Source organism: Cellulomonas iranensis NBRC 101100 = JCM 18110 (assembly GCF_001552375.1).
In the GTDB taxonomy this organism is placed as follows: domain Bacteria; phylum Actinomycetota; class Actinomycetes; order Actinomycetales; family Cellulomonadaceae; genus Cellulomonas; species Cellulomonas iranensis.
The window spans coordinates 16,718-33,580 of the sequence record NZ_BCRB01000038.1; the positions used below are offsets into that span (position 1 = coordinate 16,718).

General features: G+C 74.0%; 13 protein-coding genes. 7 read left to right on the plus strand and 6 right to left on the minus strand.

Going from position 1 to position 16,863, the window contains the following annotated elements; genetic code table 11:
• Nucleotides 1–7 precede the first annotated feature (7 nt).
• From CS2_RS09805 to CS2_RS09820, 4 genes are all read left to right on the plus strand, one after another.
• A complete protein-coding gene (locus CS2_RS09805; RefSeq protein ID WP_046528048.1) occupies nucleotides 8–706 on the plus strand; it encodes an ATP-dependent Clp protease proteolytic subunit in 699 nt (232 codons plus the stop codon).
• Between the two features lie 260 nt (nucleotides 707–966).
• Nucleotides 967–2,244, plus strand: a complete 1,278-nt coding sequence (gene clpX, locus CS2_RS09810; RefSeq protein ID WP_046528049.1) for an ATP-dependent Clp protease ATP-binding subunit ClpX — start codon at nucleotides 967–969, stop codon at nucleotides 2,242–2,244.
• Entirely contained in the window at nucleotides 2,241–2,555 is a 315-nt protein-coding gene (locus CS2_RS09815; RefSeq protein ID WP_070319836.1) for a chorismate mutase, read from the plus strand. Before clpX ends, CS2_RS09815 begins: the two co-directional genes overlap by 4 nt.
• Before the next feature lie 128 nt (nucleotides 2,556–2,683).
• Nucleotides 2,684–3,880, plus strand: coding sequence for a baeRF2 domain-containing protein (locus tag CS2_RS09820; protein ID WP_070319837.1), 1,197 nt, complete (start codon nucleotides 2,684–2,686; stop codon nucleotides 3,878–3,880).
• Between the two features lie 59 nt (nucleotides 3,881–3,939).
• On the opposite strand, the gene CS2_RS09825 is transcribed toward CS2_RS09820, so the two are convergent.
• The 6 genes from CS2_RS09825 to valS form a co-directional block, all read right to left on the minus strand.
• Entirely contained in the window at nucleotides 3,940–6,933 is a 2,994-nt protein-coding gene (locus tag CS2_RS09825; protein ID WP_070319838.1) for a glycoside hydrolase family 2 TIM barrel-domain containing protein, read from the minus strand.
• Between the two features lie 8 nt (nucleotides 6,934–6,941).
• Nucleotides 6,942–8,762 carry an AMP-dependent synthetase/ligase gene (locus CS2_RS09830; protein ID WP_046528052.1) on the minus strand — a complete coding sequence of 607 codons (1,821 nt, stop codon included), beginning with the start codon at nucleotides 8,760–8,762 and terminating at the stop codon, nucleotides 6,942–6,944.
• Between the two features lie 67 nt (nucleotides 8,763–8,829).
• Complete coding sequence (locus tag CS2_RS09835; RefSeq protein WP_046528053.1) at nucleotides 8,830–9,606, minus strand: amino acid ABC transporter ATP-binding protein; 777 nt, start codon at nucleotides 9,604–9,606, stop codon at nucleotides 8,830–8,832.
• The gene (locus CS2_RS09840) at nucleotides 9,603–10,442 is read right to left on the minus strand and encodes an amino acid ABC transporter permease (protein WP_082131323.1); all 840 of its coding nucleotides are present in this window, start codon (nucleotides 10,440–10,442) and stop codon (nucleotides 9,603–9,605) included. Before CS2_RS09840 ends, CS2_RS09835 begins: the two co-directional genes overlap by 4 nt.
• A gap of 70 nt (nucleotides 10,443–10,512) precedes the next feature.
• Entirely contained in the window at nucleotides 10,513–11,313 is an 801-nt protein-coding gene (locus tag CS2_RS09845) for a basic amino acid ABC transporter substrate-binding protein (protein WP_070319839.1), read from the minus strand.
• Nucleotides 11,314–11,443: 130 nt separating this feature from the next.
• Nucleotides 11,444–14,104, minus strand: coding sequence for a valine--tRNA ligase (gene valS / locus CS2_RS09850; RefSeq protein WP_070319840.1), 2,661 nt, complete (start codon nucleotides 14,102–14,104; stop codon nucleotides 11,444–11,446).
• Between the two features lie 99 nt (nucleotides 14,105–14,203).
• On the opposite strand from valS, the gene CS2_RS09855 reads away from it, so the two are divergent.
• The 3 genes from CS2_RS09855 (at nucleotide 14,204) to CS2_RS09865 (ending at nucleotide 16,828) form a co-directional block, all read left to right on the plus strand.
• Nucleotides 14,204–14,815, plus strand: a complete 612-nt coding sequence (locus CS2_RS09855; protein ID WP_070319845.1) for a nucleoside/nucleotide kinase family protein — start codon at nucleotides 14,204–14,206, stop codon at nucleotides 14,813–14,815.
• A 196-nt stretch (nucleotides 14,816–15,011) separates the two neighbouring features.
• The gene (locus CS2_RS09860; protein WP_070319841.1) at nucleotides 15,012–16,028 is read left to right on the plus strand and encodes a TIGR03557 family F420-dependent LLM class oxidoreductase; all 1,017 of its coding nucleotides are present in this window, start codon (nucleotides 15,012–15,014) and stop codon (nucleotides 16,026–16,028) included.
• Nucleotides 16,025–16,828: a coenzyme F420-0:L-glutamate ligase gene (locus CS2_RS09865; protein ID WP_070319842.1), complete on the plus strand. Its 804-nt coding sequence runs from the start codon at nucleotides 16,025–16,027 to the stop codon at nucleotides 16,826–16,828. The genes CS2_RS09860 and CS2_RS09865 overlap by 4 nt, the downstream gene beginning before the upstream one ends.
• Nucleotides 16,829–16,863: the final 35 nt, after the last annotated feature.

Below are 16,863 nucleotides of genomic sequence, written 5' to 3' on the forward strand. Positions count from 1 at the left end.
AACCTTCGTGAGCATGGAGTCCCAGTTCATCGCCCGCGCCGGCCGGTTGGCCGGCGGCACGGCGCCCGCCTCGCCGTCCGGCCGCTACGTGCTGCCGCAGTTCGAGGAGCGGACCGCCTACGGCTTCAAGCGCCAGGACCCGTACACCAAGCTGTTCGAGGACCGCATCATCTTCCTCGGCGTGCAGGTCGACGACGCGTCCGCGGACGACGTCATGGCGCAGCTGCTCGTGCTCGAGTCCACGGACCCGGACCGCGACATCACGCTGTACATCAACTCGCCCGGCGGCTCGTTCACGGCCCTCACGGCGATCTACGACACGATGCAGTACATCAAGCCGCACATCGCGACCGTCTGCCTCGGGCAGGCGGCCTCGGCCGCGGCCGTGCTGCTCGCGGCCGGCTCGCCCGGCAAGCGCCTGGCGCTGCCGAACGCGCGCGTGCTGATCCACCAGCCTGCGATGGAGGGCGGCGGCTACGCGCAGGCCTCCGACATCGAGATCCACGCCAACGAGCTCATCCGCATCCGCGAGTGGCTCGAGCAGGCGCTGGCCCAGCACACGGGCCGCTCGGTCGAGCAGGTCGCGCAGGACATCGAGCGCGACAAGATCCTCACCGCGGCGCAGGCCAAGGAGTACGGGATCGTCGACCAGGTGCTCGAGAGCCGCAAGGGCGTGCACCCGACGGTCGTCCAGCCGTCGTCCTGACGTCCGACCGCGTCGGCCCCGGTCCCGTCCGCTCGGGACGGCACCGGGGCCGACGCAACCCGGCGCGACTGCGCCATCCGTGCGAACCGGACGTGCCTCGCGGCGTGTTCGGGGCGACACGCCGCGACCCGCCAGCGGAGTTCGGCTGACACCCGGCCCCCGGTGGTGTGCAATGGGGGGACGTGACTCGCGGATCGCGAGGTCACGACGACGGCGCACCGCCGGAACGGCGGAGGGCGACACGAGGGAAGGGGACGCACATGGCGCGGATCGGGGACGGTGCCGACCTTCTCAAGTGCTCCTTCTGCGGGAAGTCCCAGAAGCAGGTCAAGAAGCTCATCGCCGGGCCGGGCGTGTACATCTGCGACGAGTGCATCGACCTGTGCAACGAGATCATCGAGGAGGAGCTCGCCGAGGCGACCGAGGTCGGCATGGTCGAGCTGCCCAAGCCGCGCGAGATCTTCGACTTCCTCGAGCAGTACATCGTGGGCCAGGAGGGCGCCAAGCGGTCGCTCGCGGTCGCGGTGTACAACCACTACAAGCGGATCCAGGCCGGTGAGGGCGCGCGGACCACGGCGGGCGAGGAGCCCGTGGAGATCGCGAAGTCCAACATCCTGCTGATCGGCCCCACGGGGTGCGGCAAGACGTACCTCGCCCAGACCCTCGCGAAGATGCTCAACGTGCCGTTCGCGATCGCCGACGCCACGGCCCTCACCGAGGCGGGCTACGTCGGCGAGGACGTCGAGAACATCCTGCTCAAGCTCATCCAGGCCGCCGACTACGACGTCAAGAAGGCCGAGACGGGCATCATCTACATCGACGAGATCGACAAGATCGCCCGCAAGAGCGAGAACCCGTCGATCACGCGCGACGTGTCCGGCGAGGGCGTGCAGCAGGCGCTGCTGAAGATCCTCGAGGGCACGACGGCGGCGGTGCCGCCGCAGGGCGGGCGCAAGCACCCGCACCAGGAGTTCATCCAGATCGACACGACGAACGTGCTGTTCATCGTCGCGGGCGCGTTCGCGGGCCTGGACGAGATCATCACGTCCCGCGCCGGGCGCCGCGGCATCGGCTTCGGCTCGCCGATCCACTCGGCCGACGACGTCGACGTGTACGGCGAGGTCATGCCCGAGGACCTGCTGAAGTTCGGTCTGATCCCCGAGTTCATCGGCCGCGTGCCGATCATCACGACCGTGTCGCCGCTCGACCGCGCCGCGCTCGTGCGGATCCTCACCGAGCCGCGCAACGCGCTGGTCAAGCAGTACCAGCGGATGTTCCAGATCGACGGCGTCGAGCTGGAGTTCGAGGACGACGCGGTCGCTGCGGTCGCCGAGCAGGCCCTGCTGCGCGGCACCGGCGCGCGCGGTCTGCGCGCCATCCTCGAGGAGGTCCTGCAGCAGGTGATGTTCGAGGTGCCGTCGCGCGACGACGTCGCCCGGGTCGTCATCACGCGCGAGGTCGTGCTCGACAACGTCAACCCGACGCTCGTGCCGCGCGACGCGCAGGACAAGCGCACGCCGCGCGAGAAGAGCGCGTGACCGCAGACCGTCCCGCGGTGCCGGCCGAGCTGGCGCGCCTGCGGGGGAGCATCGACAACATCGACGCGGCGCTCGTGCACATCCTCGCCGAGCGGTTCAAGGCGACGCAGCGCGTCGGCGTGCTCAAGGCCGAGCTGGGCCTGCCGCCGTCCGACCCCGGCCGGGAGGCCGTGCAGGTCGAGCGGCTGCGGCAGCTCGCGCGGGAGGCCGACCTCGACCCGGTGTTCGCCGAGAAGTTCCTCGCCTTCGTCGTCGCCGAGGTGATCCGGCACCACGAGGCCATCGCGCAGGACCACGCGCAGCGCTCCTGACGGACGCTCGTCCGGACGCGGCAGGGACCGGGGTGGCGCCCGGGCGCGCGATGTCCGATGGTGGGACGGTCAGCCCGGGTCGTGCCGTGCGCGACCGTGGGACCCACGACGCGCGAGGAGACCTGCTCATGCACCTGCACTGGATCAAGCCGCTGCTCGGCCGTCCGGCGCCCTTCACCACCGTCTACCTGGACGCCACCCGTGACGACGCGACCGGCGCGGCTGACGTGCAGGCACGCTGGAAGGCGCTGCGCCGCCAGCTCGAGCGCGACGGCGCGCCCGCGGCCGTGCTGGACGAGCTCGACGACCTGCTGCGCCGCCCGACGGGCGTGCCGGGGCCGCACGGGCGGGTCGTGGTCGCCGACGCCGAGGGCGTCGTGCTCGACCGTGTGCTGACCGAGCCGCCCGCGCAGTCCAGCGCGACCTGCGGCCCCGTGCCGGTGCTGCTGCCCGCGGCGCGCGCGGCCGACGAGGCGACGTCGTACCTGCTGGTCGAGGTGGACCGGCAGGGCGCCGACCTCACGTGGTCGCACGGCACGGGCCGGCGCGCGGTCGACGAGGAGGGCGTCGAGGGCGACCACGACGTGCTGCACAAGGTCCGCGAGGGCGGGTTGTCGCACCGGCGCATGCAGGCGCGCGTCGAGGACTCCTGGGAGCGCAACGCCGAGACCGTCGCGGCCGACCTCGACCGGCAGGTGGCCGAGCGGCGTCCCGAGCTGGTGCTGCTGACGGGGGACGTGCGCGCGGTCGCGCTCGTCAAGGACGCCGTGGGCCAGGCGGTCCGCGACCTGCTGGTCGAGGTGCCCGGCGGGTCCCGGGCCGAGGGCGTCAACCGGGCGGCGTTCGACGAGCGCGTCCAGCAGGCGCTCGCCGAGCACTGCGCGCGCCGGCGGGAGCAGGTGCTCGCCCGGTTCCGGGAGGAGCTGGGGCGCGGCGAGGAGGCGGTGACGTCGCTCGCCGACGTCGTCGCGGTGCTGCAGCGCGGCCAGGTCGCCGAGCTGGTGCTGGGGGAGCCCGCACCGGGGGCGTCGTGGGCGCTCGACGAGCACGAGGTGTGGGTCGGCGACGGTCCGCTCGAGCTCGCGACGTCGCGCGACGACCTCGACACGATCGGTGCGACGGGCGAGCCGCGGCGCATGCCCGCCGCGGTGGCGCTCGTGCGGGCCGCGGTGGGCCAGGACGCGGGGCTCACGTTCGCGCCCGAGGGCGGCGTCGAGCTGGCCGACGGGGTCGGGGCGGTGCTGCGATGGAGCGACGGGTCGACGCCGCGCGAGTCGGTGCCGTCGCAGTCGGGCGACGCGGCGCGCGTGCACAACGTGCCGTGACACGGCGCCGGTCCTGACGCGGACGGTCACGGCCGCACCCGGGGGTGCGGCCGTGACCGTCAGGCGTGCAGGCGCAGGTGCAGCGTCGCCGTGGCCGGGTGCAGGACCGCGTCGGGCAGCACGCCCGGTCCGCACGCGGCGGACCCGAGGCCGTGCTGCGCGGCGTCGAGGTGCAGCCACAGCAGGCCGTCGGGCGCGAGCTCGTGCGGGTGCGCCGCCGCGGCGAGCGCCGTGTCGGACCACGGGCGGGCCGTGAGCTCGACGCCGGGCGCGGCGTGCGTGCCGTGCCGGACGTCGAGCGCGGTGACGGTCAGGGGGCCCGCCGCCAGGTCGAGCCGGGCGTGCGTGACGCCGCGGCGCGCGCCGTTCTCCTGCGGGTGCGTGTACCGCGTGCCGAGCGCGTCCACGGTGTGCCGCCACCGGCCGGGAAGTGCCGCGCGCGCCGAGTCGGCGTACGACTCGTGCGGGCCGAGGCCCGTCCAGTCGACGACGACGTCGCCCGCGCCGGGCTGCTCGAGCGCCAGCAGCCACCCGAGCCGCGCGACCGACCCGGGCCAACGTCCCTCGGGTGCGATGCGCAGCGTGAGGTCGACCGTGCGGTCGTCGACCGCGCGCCACTCGTAGCGGACGCGCAGCGCGCAGTCCGTCGCCGCGCCCGCGGTGCGACCGGTGACCACGAGCGCGTCGCCGTCGCGCTCGATCGTGTCGAGGCGTTCGTGCAGGCGCGTCAGCCCGGCGCGCTCCCAGGCGTCGCCGTCGCCCACGTCGGCGGCCCACGCGCGTGCCCGGTCGTTGTCGGTCGGGGCGCGCCACGCGTCGACGCGCGCCAGCCGCACCCGCGTGCCGCCGAGCCGCACGACGCGCCCGGTGGCGTCGAGCTCGACGGACCCGACGCGGTGGCCGCCCGCGGCGGTCGCGGCGGGGGTCGCCCTGCTGGTCGGCTCGGTACCGGTCGCTGCGGGAGCGGCACCGCGGCGCAGCAGCACGTGGCCGGCACCGAGGTGCCCCGCGGCCACGTCGCGGCCGTCGCGCGGCACCGCGCGCACCACGAGCCACGCGGTCGCGGCGGGAGACAGGTCCGTCAGGACGTCGGGCGCGACGTCGTCGACGTGCACCGCGGTCGAGCCGCCGGGGGCGAGGACCGTCTCGACCTCACCGGTCGCGGCGACGTCGCCGTCCGCGACCACCTCCCACACCAGTCGCGCGTGCGCCGTGCTGGTGAACGCGTACCGGTTGCGGACGAGCAGCACTCCCGGCCGGCCCGGCACCGGTCGGACGCCGACGGGCGCGTAGACCGCCGCGAGCTCCAGGAGACCGGGCGAGGGCGTGCGGTCGGGCAGCAGGAGCCCGTCGGCGATGAACGTGCCGTCGTGCAGCTCCTCGCCGAAGTCCCCGCCGTAGCCGTGGAACGGCGTGCCGTCGGCCGTGCGGGTCGCGATCCCGTGGTCGATCCACTCCCACACGAACGCACCCAGGACCCGGGGGTGCGCATCGACCAGGTCGACGTACTCCGTGAGCCCGCCGGGGCCGTTGCCCATCGCGTGCGCGTACTCGCACAGCACGAACGGCAGCGTGCGCCGCCGGGCGTCGGCCGCCGCGTCGGGCCAGGCGGGCTCGTCGCCGCGCCCGATGAGCGCGACCTCCTCGGTCGCCGCGTACATGCGCGAGTACACGTCGACGTGCGCGCTGGACCAGTCGCCCTCGTAGTGCACCGGTCGGGTGGGGTCGAGCGCGCGGACGGCGGCGGCCATGGCGCCGACGTTGACGCCCGCGCCGGCCTCGTTGCCGAGCGACCACATCACCACGCTCGCGTGGTGGGCGTCGCGCCGCACCATGCGCTGCACGCGGTCGACCAGCAGCGGCTCCCACGCGGGGTCGTCGGTGGGGTTGCCGCGCCAGCCGAGCACCTCGAAGCCGTGGGTCTCGAGGTCATTCTCGTCGACCACGTACAGCCCGTGCTCGTCGCACAGGTCGAGGAAGTGCGGGTGCGGGGGTGCGTGGCTCGTGCGGACCGCGTTGACGTGGTGCCGCTTCATGAGCAGCACGTCCTCGAGCATGGTCGCGCGCGTGACCGCGCGCCCGCGCGTCGGCTCGAACTCGTGCCGGTTGACGCCGTAGAGCTTCACGGGCGCGCCGTTGACGGTGAGCACGCCGTCCGCGACCGCGACCGTGCGGAAGCCCGCGCGCAGCGTGACCGTCTCGCCGCCGGTGGACACGACGACGTCGTACAGGCGCGGGTGCTCGGCGCTCCACGGCTCGACCACGCCCACGTCGACCGTCGCCCCCGCCGCGACCTCGAGGCCCAGATCGGGGACGCGGACGCGCGCGTCCGAGCCGCCCTCGACGTCGACGCGCAGCGTGCCCGTGCCGGTCATGTGGTCGTAGTCGGCGCGCAGCGTCACGTGCTCGACGCCGCCCGCGGGGCGGTGCGCGAGCGTGACGTCGCGGAAGATGCCCGAGAGCCACCACTGGTCCTGGTCCTCGACGTACGTGTGCGCCGACCACTGCGTGACGCGCACCGCGAGCAGGTTGGCCCCGGCGTGCACGGCGTCCGTCACGTCGACCTCGGTGGGCAGGCGCGAGCCGTGCGACTGCGCGAGCACGCGACCGTTGACCGCGACCTCGAACCACGAGTCGACGCCCTCGAACCGCAGCACGACCCGCCCGCCCGCGAGCCACGCCGCCGGGACGTCGACCGTGCGGCGGTACTCGCCCGTGGGGTTCTCGTGCGGCACGCGCGGCGGGTCGACGGGGATCGGGTACAGCACGTTGGTGTACGCCGGCCGCCCGTACGGCCACGCGTCGGGGGCCTCGGCGAGCTGCCAGTGACCCGGCACCTCGAGGTCGGCCCAGCCGGGTCCGGCGCCGTCGTCGGCGGGGTCGAGCCCGGTGTCCGCGGTGGGGCTCAGGCGGAAGCGCCACGTGCCCTCGAGGCGCTGCTCGGGCGCGTCGCTCGCGCCGTCGGCGGGGCGGAAGCGCGCGTCGCGCACGCCGGTGGGCGGCGTGAGCGACTCGTGCGTGGGCGTCGGGTCGGGGACGACGGTGTCCGGCACGACCGCGCTCAGTCGCCGTGCCCGGGGCGCGTGTCGACGTACAGCTCGTCGATCACGGGTGCGAAGTCCTTGAGCACCGCGGCGCGCTTCACCTTGAGCGACGGCGTGAGGTAGCCGTTGGCCTCGGTGAAGTCGGTCGTGAGCACGCGGATCTTGCGGATCGACTCGGCGCGCGAGACTGCCTCGTTGGCGCGCTCGACGGCCCGGTCGAGCGCTTCGAGCACCTGCGGGTGCGTCGACGCCGTCGTGACGTCCATCGCGGGCAGCCCGTGCATCGACAGCCACCCGGGCAGCATCTCGGCGTCGAGCGTGACGAGCGCGCCGATGAACGGGCGCTGGTCGCCGACCGCGACGACCTGGCTGACCAGGGGGTGCCCGCGCAGCCGGTCCTCGAGCACCGCGGGGGCGACGTTCTTGCCGCCCGCGGTGACGATGATCTCCTTGCTGCGCCCCGTGATGCGCAGGTAGCCGTCGTCGTCGAGCGTGCCGAGGTCGCCCGTGCGGAACCAGCCGTCGACCAGCACCTCGGCCGTCTCCTCCGGCATGTGACGGTAGCCGCGGAACACGTGCGGGCCCTTGACCCAGATCTGGCCCTCGTCGTCGACGCGCAGCGACGTGCCGGGGAACGGCGGACCGACGGTCCCGACCTTCGTCAGGCCGGGGCGGTTGACCGACGTCGGCGCGGTGGTCTCGGTGAGGCCGTAGCCCTCGAGGATGCGCACGCCGATGCCGCGGTAGAAGTGCCCCAGCCGCTCGCCGAGCGGCGCACCGCCCGAGATCGCGAACTCGGCGCGGCCGCCCAGCGCCGCGCGCAGCTTGGCGTGCACGAGCCGGCCCGCGACGCGGTGCTGCGCGGTGAGCCCCGCCGAGGGGCCCGCGGGCGTGTCGAGCGCGCGCGAGTACTGGATCGCGACCTTGGCCGCCCAGCGGAACAGCTTGAGCTTCGCGCCGGCCCCGGCCTTCTGCTCGGCCGAGTTGTAGACCTTCTCGAACACGCGCGGCACGGCCAGCACGAACGTCGGCCGGAACGACGCGAGGTCGGGCAGCAGGTTGCGCGTGTCGGGCGTGTGGCCCAGCACGGCGCCCGACGGCACGCACAGCACCTGGATGAACCGCGCGAACACGTGCGCGAGCGGCATGAACAGCAGCGTGCGCGAGTGCGGCTGCGCGCAGATCTCCCCGAGGCCCTCGACGCCGTTGCGGGTCAGCTCGACGAAGTTGCCGTGCGTGAGCTCGACGCCCTTGGGGCGGCCCGTGGTGCCCGAGGTGTAGATGATCGTCGCGAGGTCGGCGCCGCGCGCGTGCGTGCTGCGGCGGTCGATCTCGACGTCAGCGACGTCGGCGCCGCGCGTCACGAGCGTGCCGATCGCGTCCTCGTCGAGGACGAGCACCTCGGTCAGGCCGGGCAGGTCGTCGCGGACCTGCGCGACGACGGCCGCGTGCGCCGCGGTCTCGACGACCGCGAGCCGGATGCCGGCGTCGGACGCGATCCACCGCACCTGCTCGGCCGACGACGTCTCGTAGACCGGCACGCCCACGGCGCCCGCAGCCCACACCGCGAAGTCGACGAGCGTCCACTCGTACCGCGTGCGCGACATGATGCCGACGCGGTCGCCGGGCTCGACGCCCGCGGCGACCAGGCCCTTGGCGACCGCACGCACCTCGGCGACGAACGACGCGACCGTGACCTGCTGCCACGCGCCGCCGAGCGCGGTCTGGCGCTCGACGAACACGCCGTCGGGGTCGCGCGCGAGCCGGTCCGCGAGCATCGTGCAGATCGACGCGTCGGGCATCGGCGTGGCGAGGGTGGGCGAGGTGGACTCGGGCATGCGCGGAACTCCTGGAGGCGGGGGACGGGACGACCCTAGTGCCCGCGTCGCGGGCCCTGAGAGGACCTCACGCCCCCGGGTGCTGGTGCGTGGGGTCGAGCACGCGCTGCAGGAACGCGCGCGTGCGCTCCTCGGTCGGCGCACCGATCACCCGGTCGGCCGGGCCGGACTCGACCACGACGCCGTCGTCCATGAACACGACGCGGTCGCCGACCTCGCGCGCGAAGGCCATCTCGTGCGTCACGACGATCATCGTCATGCCGGCGTCCGCGAGGTCGCGCATGACGCCGAGCACGTCGCCGACGAGCTCGGGGTCGAGCGCCGAGGTCGGCTCGTCGAACAGCATGAGCATCGGGTCCATCGACAGCGCGCGGGCGATCGCGACGCGCTGCTGCTGGCCGCCTGAGAGCTGCGCGGGCATGGCCTGCGCCCGGTCGGCGAGGCCGACGCGCTCGAGGTTCGCGAGCGCGACGCGCTCGGCCTCGGCACGCGAGCGGCGCAGCACGCCGCGCTGCGCGATCGTGCAGTTGTCGAGCACCGTGCGGTGCGCGAACAGGTTGAACTGCTGGAACACCATGCCGACGTGCGTGCGCACGCGGTCGATGTCGACGTCGGGGTCGGTGACCTCGACGCCGAGCAGGTCGATGCGGCCCGACGTCGGCTGCTCCAGCAGGTTGACGCACCGCAGCAGCGTGGACTTGCCCGAGCCGGACGGGCCGATGACGCACACGACCTCGCCGGCGGCGACGTCGAGGTCGATGCCGCGCAGCACCTCGCGCTCGCCGAAGGACTTGCGGAGCCCGGTGACGGAGACGACGGTCGGGGCGGGGGAGGTCGCGCTCACTTGCCGCGTCCCTTCGTCGAGGTCCGGCGCTCGAGCCAGCGCGTGAGCTGGCCGAGCGGCAGGGTGATGAGCAGGTAGCAGGCGCCGGCGACGAACAGCGCGGTGAGGCCGCCCTGCGCGGAGTTCAGCGCGTCGCGGCCGATCTTGGTGAGGTCGTACTCGGTGACGAGCATGCCGAGCAGGAAGACGAGCGACGTGTCCTTGGTGAGCAGGATGATCTCGTTGGTCATCGGCGGCAGCACGATGCGGAACGCCTGCGGCACCACGACCTGCGCGAGCGTGCGGCCGTGCGACATGCCGAGCGAGCGTGCCGCCTCGACCTGGCCCTTCGGCACGGCCTCGATGCCGGCGCGCAGCGTCTCGGCGATGTACGCGGCCGAGACGACGCCCAGCGCGATGGACGCCTTCGCGAGCATCGAGGGGATGTTGACGCCGAACGCGATCGGCACCGCGAAGCCGACCGACAGCACGACGAGCAGCGCGGGGATGCCGCGGAAGAACTCGATGTACGCGGTCGCGATCCAGCGGTAGGGCGCGACCGACGACAGCTTCATGAGCGCGAGCACCGCGCCGAGCGGCAGGCCGACCGCGAACGCGCCGAGCGTGTAACGCACCGTGTTCCACAGCCCGCGCGGCATGCGCGACGCGAGGTCGGCCGCCACGGTCGGGTCGAAGAGCTGCTCGCCGACCTTCGACCAGTCGGTGAGGAACGCGACCGCGAGCAGCGCCGCGGCGAGCACGACGTACTGGACGGCGCGCGTGAGGCGCGCGCGCGTGCGCGGGCTCGTGCGGCGACGGCCGGGCGGCATCTGCAGGGTCTGCGGTGCGGTGGTCATGCGGGCTCCGGTGGGGGCGCGGGGCGGGACGGGGGTGCGGGGTCGGCCGGGGCCGACCCCGCACCGGACGTCACTTGCTGACGGGTGCCGTGCCGACGCGCTCGGTGTAGATCGCGTCGTACGTGCCGTCCTCGTGGATGCGGTCGAGCGTCGCGTTCACGGCGTCGAGCAGCGCGGTGTTGCCCTTCTTGACGCCCAGGCCGTACTGCTCGCCGGTCGGGAACGTGTTCGCGACCTCGTAGCCCTCGGACGTGTAGGCACCGAGCACGGCGATGTCGTTGACGACCGCGTCGACCTGGCCGGTCTCGAGCGCCTGGATCTGCAGGCCGAGGTCCTCGAACTGCACGGTGGTCAGGTCGTTCTCCTGCGCCCACTTCTCACCGGTCGTGGCCATCTGCACGGCGACCTTCTTGCCGGCGAGGTCCGCGACGTCCCGGAGGTCCGACCCGGCCGGCACGAGCAGGCCCTGGTCGGCGTCGAAGTACGGCTCGGAGAAGTCGAACTTCTCCTTGCGGTCGTCGGTGATGGTGATGCCCGAGGCGACGACGTCGCACGCGCCGGTGTTGAGCGCGGCGCCGGACTGGATCGTGTCGAACGGCGTCGCGACGACCTGCACGTCGACGCCGAGGTCCTTCGCGACCTCGCGGTTGAGGTCGATGTCGAGGCCGACGATCTCGCCGCTGGCGTCCTCGAACTCGAAGGGCTCGAACGGCGGGTTCGAGCAGACCGTGAGCACGCCGTCCTTGACGAGCGCGATCTCGGAGCCGCCGGACGCCTCGCCCGACGGGTTCGAGCCGGTGTCGGACGCGCAGGCGGACAGGGCGAGCAGGGCGGCCGCGGCGAGCGCGCCGACGGGGAGGGTGTGACGCATGGTGGTCCTTCCTGGCGGGGCAGAGCGCGCATAACTATACGGCACTCATCATCCCTATTCGCGCCGGGGTTGCCAGGGACCTCCGTCCCGCCGGGTGCGCACCGCCTCGGTGCGCACCCGACGGCGACGGTCAGCGCGCGACGGCCTCGCCCAGGCGCGCGTCCCGTGCGACGACGGTCTCGCCCTCGCCGGTCACGATCTCGAGCGTCCCGGTCGCGCGGCCCGCGTTGCGGACGTCGTCGATCGCGGCCTCGACACCCGCGCGCAGCGCGGCCGGCACGTCGAGCACCGCGTGCTCCACGGGCGTGCGCATCGAGACCTTGGCCTCGGACTTCACCTTGCGCAGCGCCGCCAGCGCGGCACCCGCGCCGGCCACCAGACCCGGGTCCGTGCCGCCCGCGGCGGCACGCAGCGCGTCGCTCGTCGGCCACGGCGCGCGGTGCACCGTGCCCTCGCGCCACCACGACCAGACCTCCTCGGTCGCGAACGGCAGCACCGGCGCGAACAGCCGCAGCAGCGTGTCGAGCGCGAGGCCCAGCGCGGCCCGCGCCGAAGCCGTGGCCTCCGTCACGTCCGCCGCCGCGGCGCCCGCGCCGTACGCGCGGTCCTTGACGAGCTCGAGGTAGTCGTCGCAGAACGTCCAGAAGAACGTCTCCGACAGCTCGAGCGCACGCGTGTGGTCGTACGCCTCGAGCGCCGCGGTCGCCTGGTCCACGACGTCCGCGAGGCCCGCGAGCATCGCGCGGTCCAACGGCTGCGTCACGAGCGACGGGTCGAGCGACACCGGCTCGTCGGCCGGCCCGAACGACAGCACGAACTTGCTCGCGTTGAGGATCTTGATGGCCAGGCGGCGGCCGATCTTCATCTGCCCGACCTCGAACGCCGCGTCGGTGCCGAGACGCGCGCTCGCCGCCCAGTAGCGCACCGCGTCCGAGCCGTGCTCCTCGAGCAGACCCATGGGCGTCACGACGTTGCCCTTGGACTTGCTCATCTTCTTGCGGTCCGGGTCGAGGATCCAGCCGCTGATCGCGGCGTGCGACCACGGCAGCGACCCGTTCTCGAGGTGCGCGCGCACGACCGTCGAGAACAGCCACGTGCGGATGATGTCCTGGCCCTGCGGGCGCAGGTCCATCGGGAACGTGCGGGCGAACAGGTCGGGGTCGTCGAGCCAGCCGCACACGATCTGCGGCGTCAGCGACGACGTCGCCCACGTGTCCATGACGTCGGGGTCGGCGACGAACCCGCCGGCCTGCCCGCGCTGCGCCTCGGTGTAGCCCGGGGGCACGTCGCTCGTCGGGTCGACCGGCAGCGCGGCCTCGTCGGGCACGATCGGGGCGTCGTAGCGCGGCTCGCCCTGCTCGTCGAGCGGGTACCAGACCGGGAACGGCACGCCGAAGAACCGCTGCCGCGACACGAGCCAGTCGCCGTTGAGGCCGCCGACCCAGTTGTCGTAGCGCACGCGCATGAAGTCCGGGTGGAACGCGAGCTCGCCGCCGCGCGCGAGCAGCGCGTCGCGCAGCTCCTCGTCGCGGCCGCCGTTGCGCAGGTACCACTGCCGGCTCGTGACGATCTCGAGGGGCTTGTCGCCCTTCTCGTAGAAGTTCGCCTTGCGCTGCGTCGCGACCGGCTCGCCCAGCAGGTCGCCGGACTCGCGCAGCCCGGCGACGACCGCCTCACGCGCGCTGAACGTCGTCTTGCCCGCGAGCTCGCCGTACGTCGCGCGGCCGGCCTCCGACGTGATCCAGTCCGGGGTCTCGCGCAGCACGCGACCGTCGCGGCCCACCACCGAGCGCGTCGGCAGGCGCAGCTCGCGCCACCACTGCACGTCGGTGAGGTCGCCGAACGTGCAGCACATCGCGATGCCCGCGCCCTTGTCGGGCTCGGCCGCGGGGTGCGCCAGCACGGGCACCTCGACGCCGAACAGCGGCGACGTCACGGTCGTGCCGAACAGGTGCCGGTAGCGCTCGTCGTCGGGGTGCGCGATGAGCGCGACGCACGCGGGCAGCAGCTCGGGGCGCGTCGTCTCGATGACGACGGCCTCGCCGTCGGGGCGGTGGAACGCGACCTTGTGGAACGCGCCGGGGTAGTCGCGCGCCTCGAGCTCGGCCTGCGCGACCGCCGTCTGGAACGTCACGTCCCACAGGCCCGGCGCCTCGGCCTGGTACGCCTCGCCGCGCTCGAGGTTGCGCAGGAACGCGCGCTGCGAGACCGCGCGGGCCGTCGCACCGATGGTCTGGTAAGTCATCGACCAGTCGACCGACAGGCCGAGCCGGCGCCACAGCGCCTCGAACTGCAGCTCGTCCTGCGCCGACAGCCGCTCGCACAGCTCGATGAAGTTGCGTCGCGACACCGGGACCTGGTCGCCGGGCTTGACGGCCTTGCCGTCGGTGCCCTCGTGCGGCGGCTCGAAGCCCTCGACGTACGGCAGCGACGGGTCGCAGCGCACGCCGTAGTAGTTCTGCACGCGGCGCTCGGTGGGCAGGCCGTTGTCGTCCCAGCCCATCGGGTAGAACACCTCGCGGCCGCGCATGCGCCAGAACCGCGCCACGACGTCGGTGTGCGTGTAGGAGAACACGTGGCCGACGTGCAGCGAGCCGGACACCGTGGGCGGCGGCGTGTCGATCGAGTACACCTGCTCGCGCGTCGCCGTGCGGTCGAACGCGTACGTGCCGGCCTCGCTCCAGGCGCCCGACCAGCGGTCCTCGAGACCGTCGACCGTGACCTTGTCCGGTACCTGGCGGGCGTCGCGTGCGGCCGTCGGGACGTCGGGACGGGAGGTCAGGTCGCTCATGGGCACACATCCTCCCAGATCGTCACCCGCCGTCGCGCACGCGCCCGGCCGGGCGCCGACGCCACGCGGGGCGGGCCGCGGCGTGATGGGGTGGGCGCCGTGCGCGTGCGACCCCTCAGCCCCGACGCGGTGGTCCGGCACGTCCTCGACGCGGTCGTCGCGGTGCCGGGGCGACGGCGCGTGCTCGTCGACGGCGCCGCGCCCCTGCGACCCGCCGGCCTCGCCGACGCGCTCGTCGACCCCCTGCGCGCGGCCGGGCGTGCCGTCGTGCGCGTGCACGCCGACGACTTCCTGCGGCCCGCGTCGCTGCGGTACGAGCACGGCCGCCGCGACCCCGACGCGTACCTCGAGGACCGGCTCGACGCCGGTGCGCTCGCGCGCGAGGTGCTCGACCCGTTCGCCGTCGACGGCACGTGGCTGCCGTCGCTGTGGGACGCCGCGCGGGACCGCGCGACGCGCGCCGACCGGCAGCACGCGCCCGCCGGCGCCGTGCTGCTCGTCGACGGCGAGCTGCTGCTGGGCCGGTGGCTCGACGCCGACCTCGCCGTGCACCTCACGGCCCGGCCCGCGACGCTCGCGCGCCGCCTCGGCGACGACGCGTGGCAGCTGCCCGCGTTCGCGCGCTACGAGCAGGAGGCCACGCCGCAGGACGTCGCCGACGTCGTCGTGCGCGTCGACGACCCGCGGCGGCCCGCGCTCGTCGAGCGGTGACGGCGCGGCCCGCCGGAGCGCCCGTCCGGGCCGGGTGGACGGCGCCTGCCCGGACCGCGCAGGACCGGCTCGCGCAGGACCGGACCGCGCGCGCCGACGATCGGCCGCCCGACCTGCCGTCCGCGCGCACCGGACTAGGCTCGACGGGGCGACCGCGGGCGACCCCGCACGCGCGGTCAGCACGGCGACGAACGGCATGGAGGCGCACGACGTGGCAGGTCTGACGGTCGGGTACGCGGCGATGCTCGAGCAGTTCCACCCCCGCGAGGCGGTCGAGCTCTCGGCGTACGCCGAGCAGCACGGGTTCTCGGGCGTCATGGCCGCGGACCACTTCGCGCCGTGGGTGCCCGCGCAGGGTCAGTCGTCGTTCGTGTGGAACGTGCTGACGGCCGTGGGGGAGCGCACCACCGGGGACATGGGCCCCGGTGTCACCGCGCCCACGTTCCGGTGGCACCCCGCTATGGTCGCGCAGGCGTCCGCGACGCTCGCCGCGATGTACCCGGGGCGGCACTGGCTGGGCCTTGGCTCGGGCGAGGCGCTCAACGAGCACGTCGTGGCCGGGTACTGGCCCGAGGCCCCCGAGCGCATCAACCGCATGTTCGAGGCCATCGACATCATCAAGAAGCTGTTCTCGGCGTCGCTCGCGGGCAAGGACGTCAAGCACGCCGGGACGTTCTACAAGCTCGAGTCGACGCGCCTGTGGACCATGCCCGAGGTCGCGCCCGAGATCCTCGTCGCGACCGCCGGGCCCGTGACCGCCAAGCGCACGGGCCGCCACGCCGACGGCATCATCACGGTCGGCGCACCGCTCGAGAAGATCACCGGCCTGTTCGGCAAGTTCGCCGAGGGCGCGCGCGAGGCGGGCAAGGACCCCGACGCCATGCCCAAGGTGCTGCAGCTGCACCTGTCGTGGGCGCCGACCGACGAGGAGGCGCTCGCGAACGCGATGCACGAGTGGCCCAACGGCGGCATGAAGTTCCCCAAGGCCGACATCCGCTCGCCGTTCGACTTCGAGCAGATGGCCAAGCTCGTGCGCCCCGAGGACTTCGAGGGCCGCATGGTCATCTCGTCCGACCCCGACGTGCACCGCGCCGAGATCCAGAAGTACGTCGACCTCGGGTTCGACCGCATCTACCTGCACAACGTGGGCCGCAACCAGCGCGAGTGGATCGAGGTCTTCGGTCGCGACGTGCTGCCGAAGCTGAGCCGGTGACCGCGCACGAGCTGCGCGCCTGGGCGCCCGACGGCCTGCCCGAGGTCGTCCCGGGCGACGACCTCGTCGCGCTCGTCGTCTCCGCCCTGCGCGCCGACCCCGAGCCGTCGCACGCGCTCGTGGACGGCGACGTCGTGGTCGTCACCAGCAAGGTCGTCTCCAAGGCGGAGGGCCGCGTGGTCGCCGCCGACGACCGCGAGCAGGCCATCACCGACGAGACCGTGCGCGTCGTCGCGACGCGCGAGCACCCCGGCGGCGTGACGCGCATCGTCGAGAACCGGCTCGGCCTCGTCATGGCGGCCGCGGGCGTCGACGCGTCCAACACGCCCGAGGGCACCGTGCTGCTGCTGCCGGTCGACCCCGACGCGTCGGCCCGCGCGCTGCGCGCGGGGCTGCGGGCGGCCTTCGGCGTGCGCGTCGGCGTGCTCGTGACCGACACCGCCGGCCGGCCGTGGCGCCAGGGCGTCACCGACCTCACGATCGGCGCGGCCGGCGTGCAGGTGCTCGACGACCTGCGCGGGCAGGTCGACACGTTCGGGCGCGCGCTCACCATGACGGTGGCGGCCGTCGCCGACGAGGTCGCGAGCGCGGCCGAGCTCGTCAAGGGCAAGGCGTCCGGGCGACCGGTCGCGGTCGTGCGCGGGGTCGGGCACCTCGTGACCGACGACGACGGGCCGGGGGCGCGCGTCCTCGTGCGGACAGGGCCCGACGACATGTTCCACCAGGGCTCGGACGAGGCCTACGCGCAGGGCTGGAAGGACGCGCTCGCGGGCGACGGCGCGCCCGGCGCGTCGCGCTGACGCCCGCCCGCGCCCGGGCCGCCACGGCACCGGGG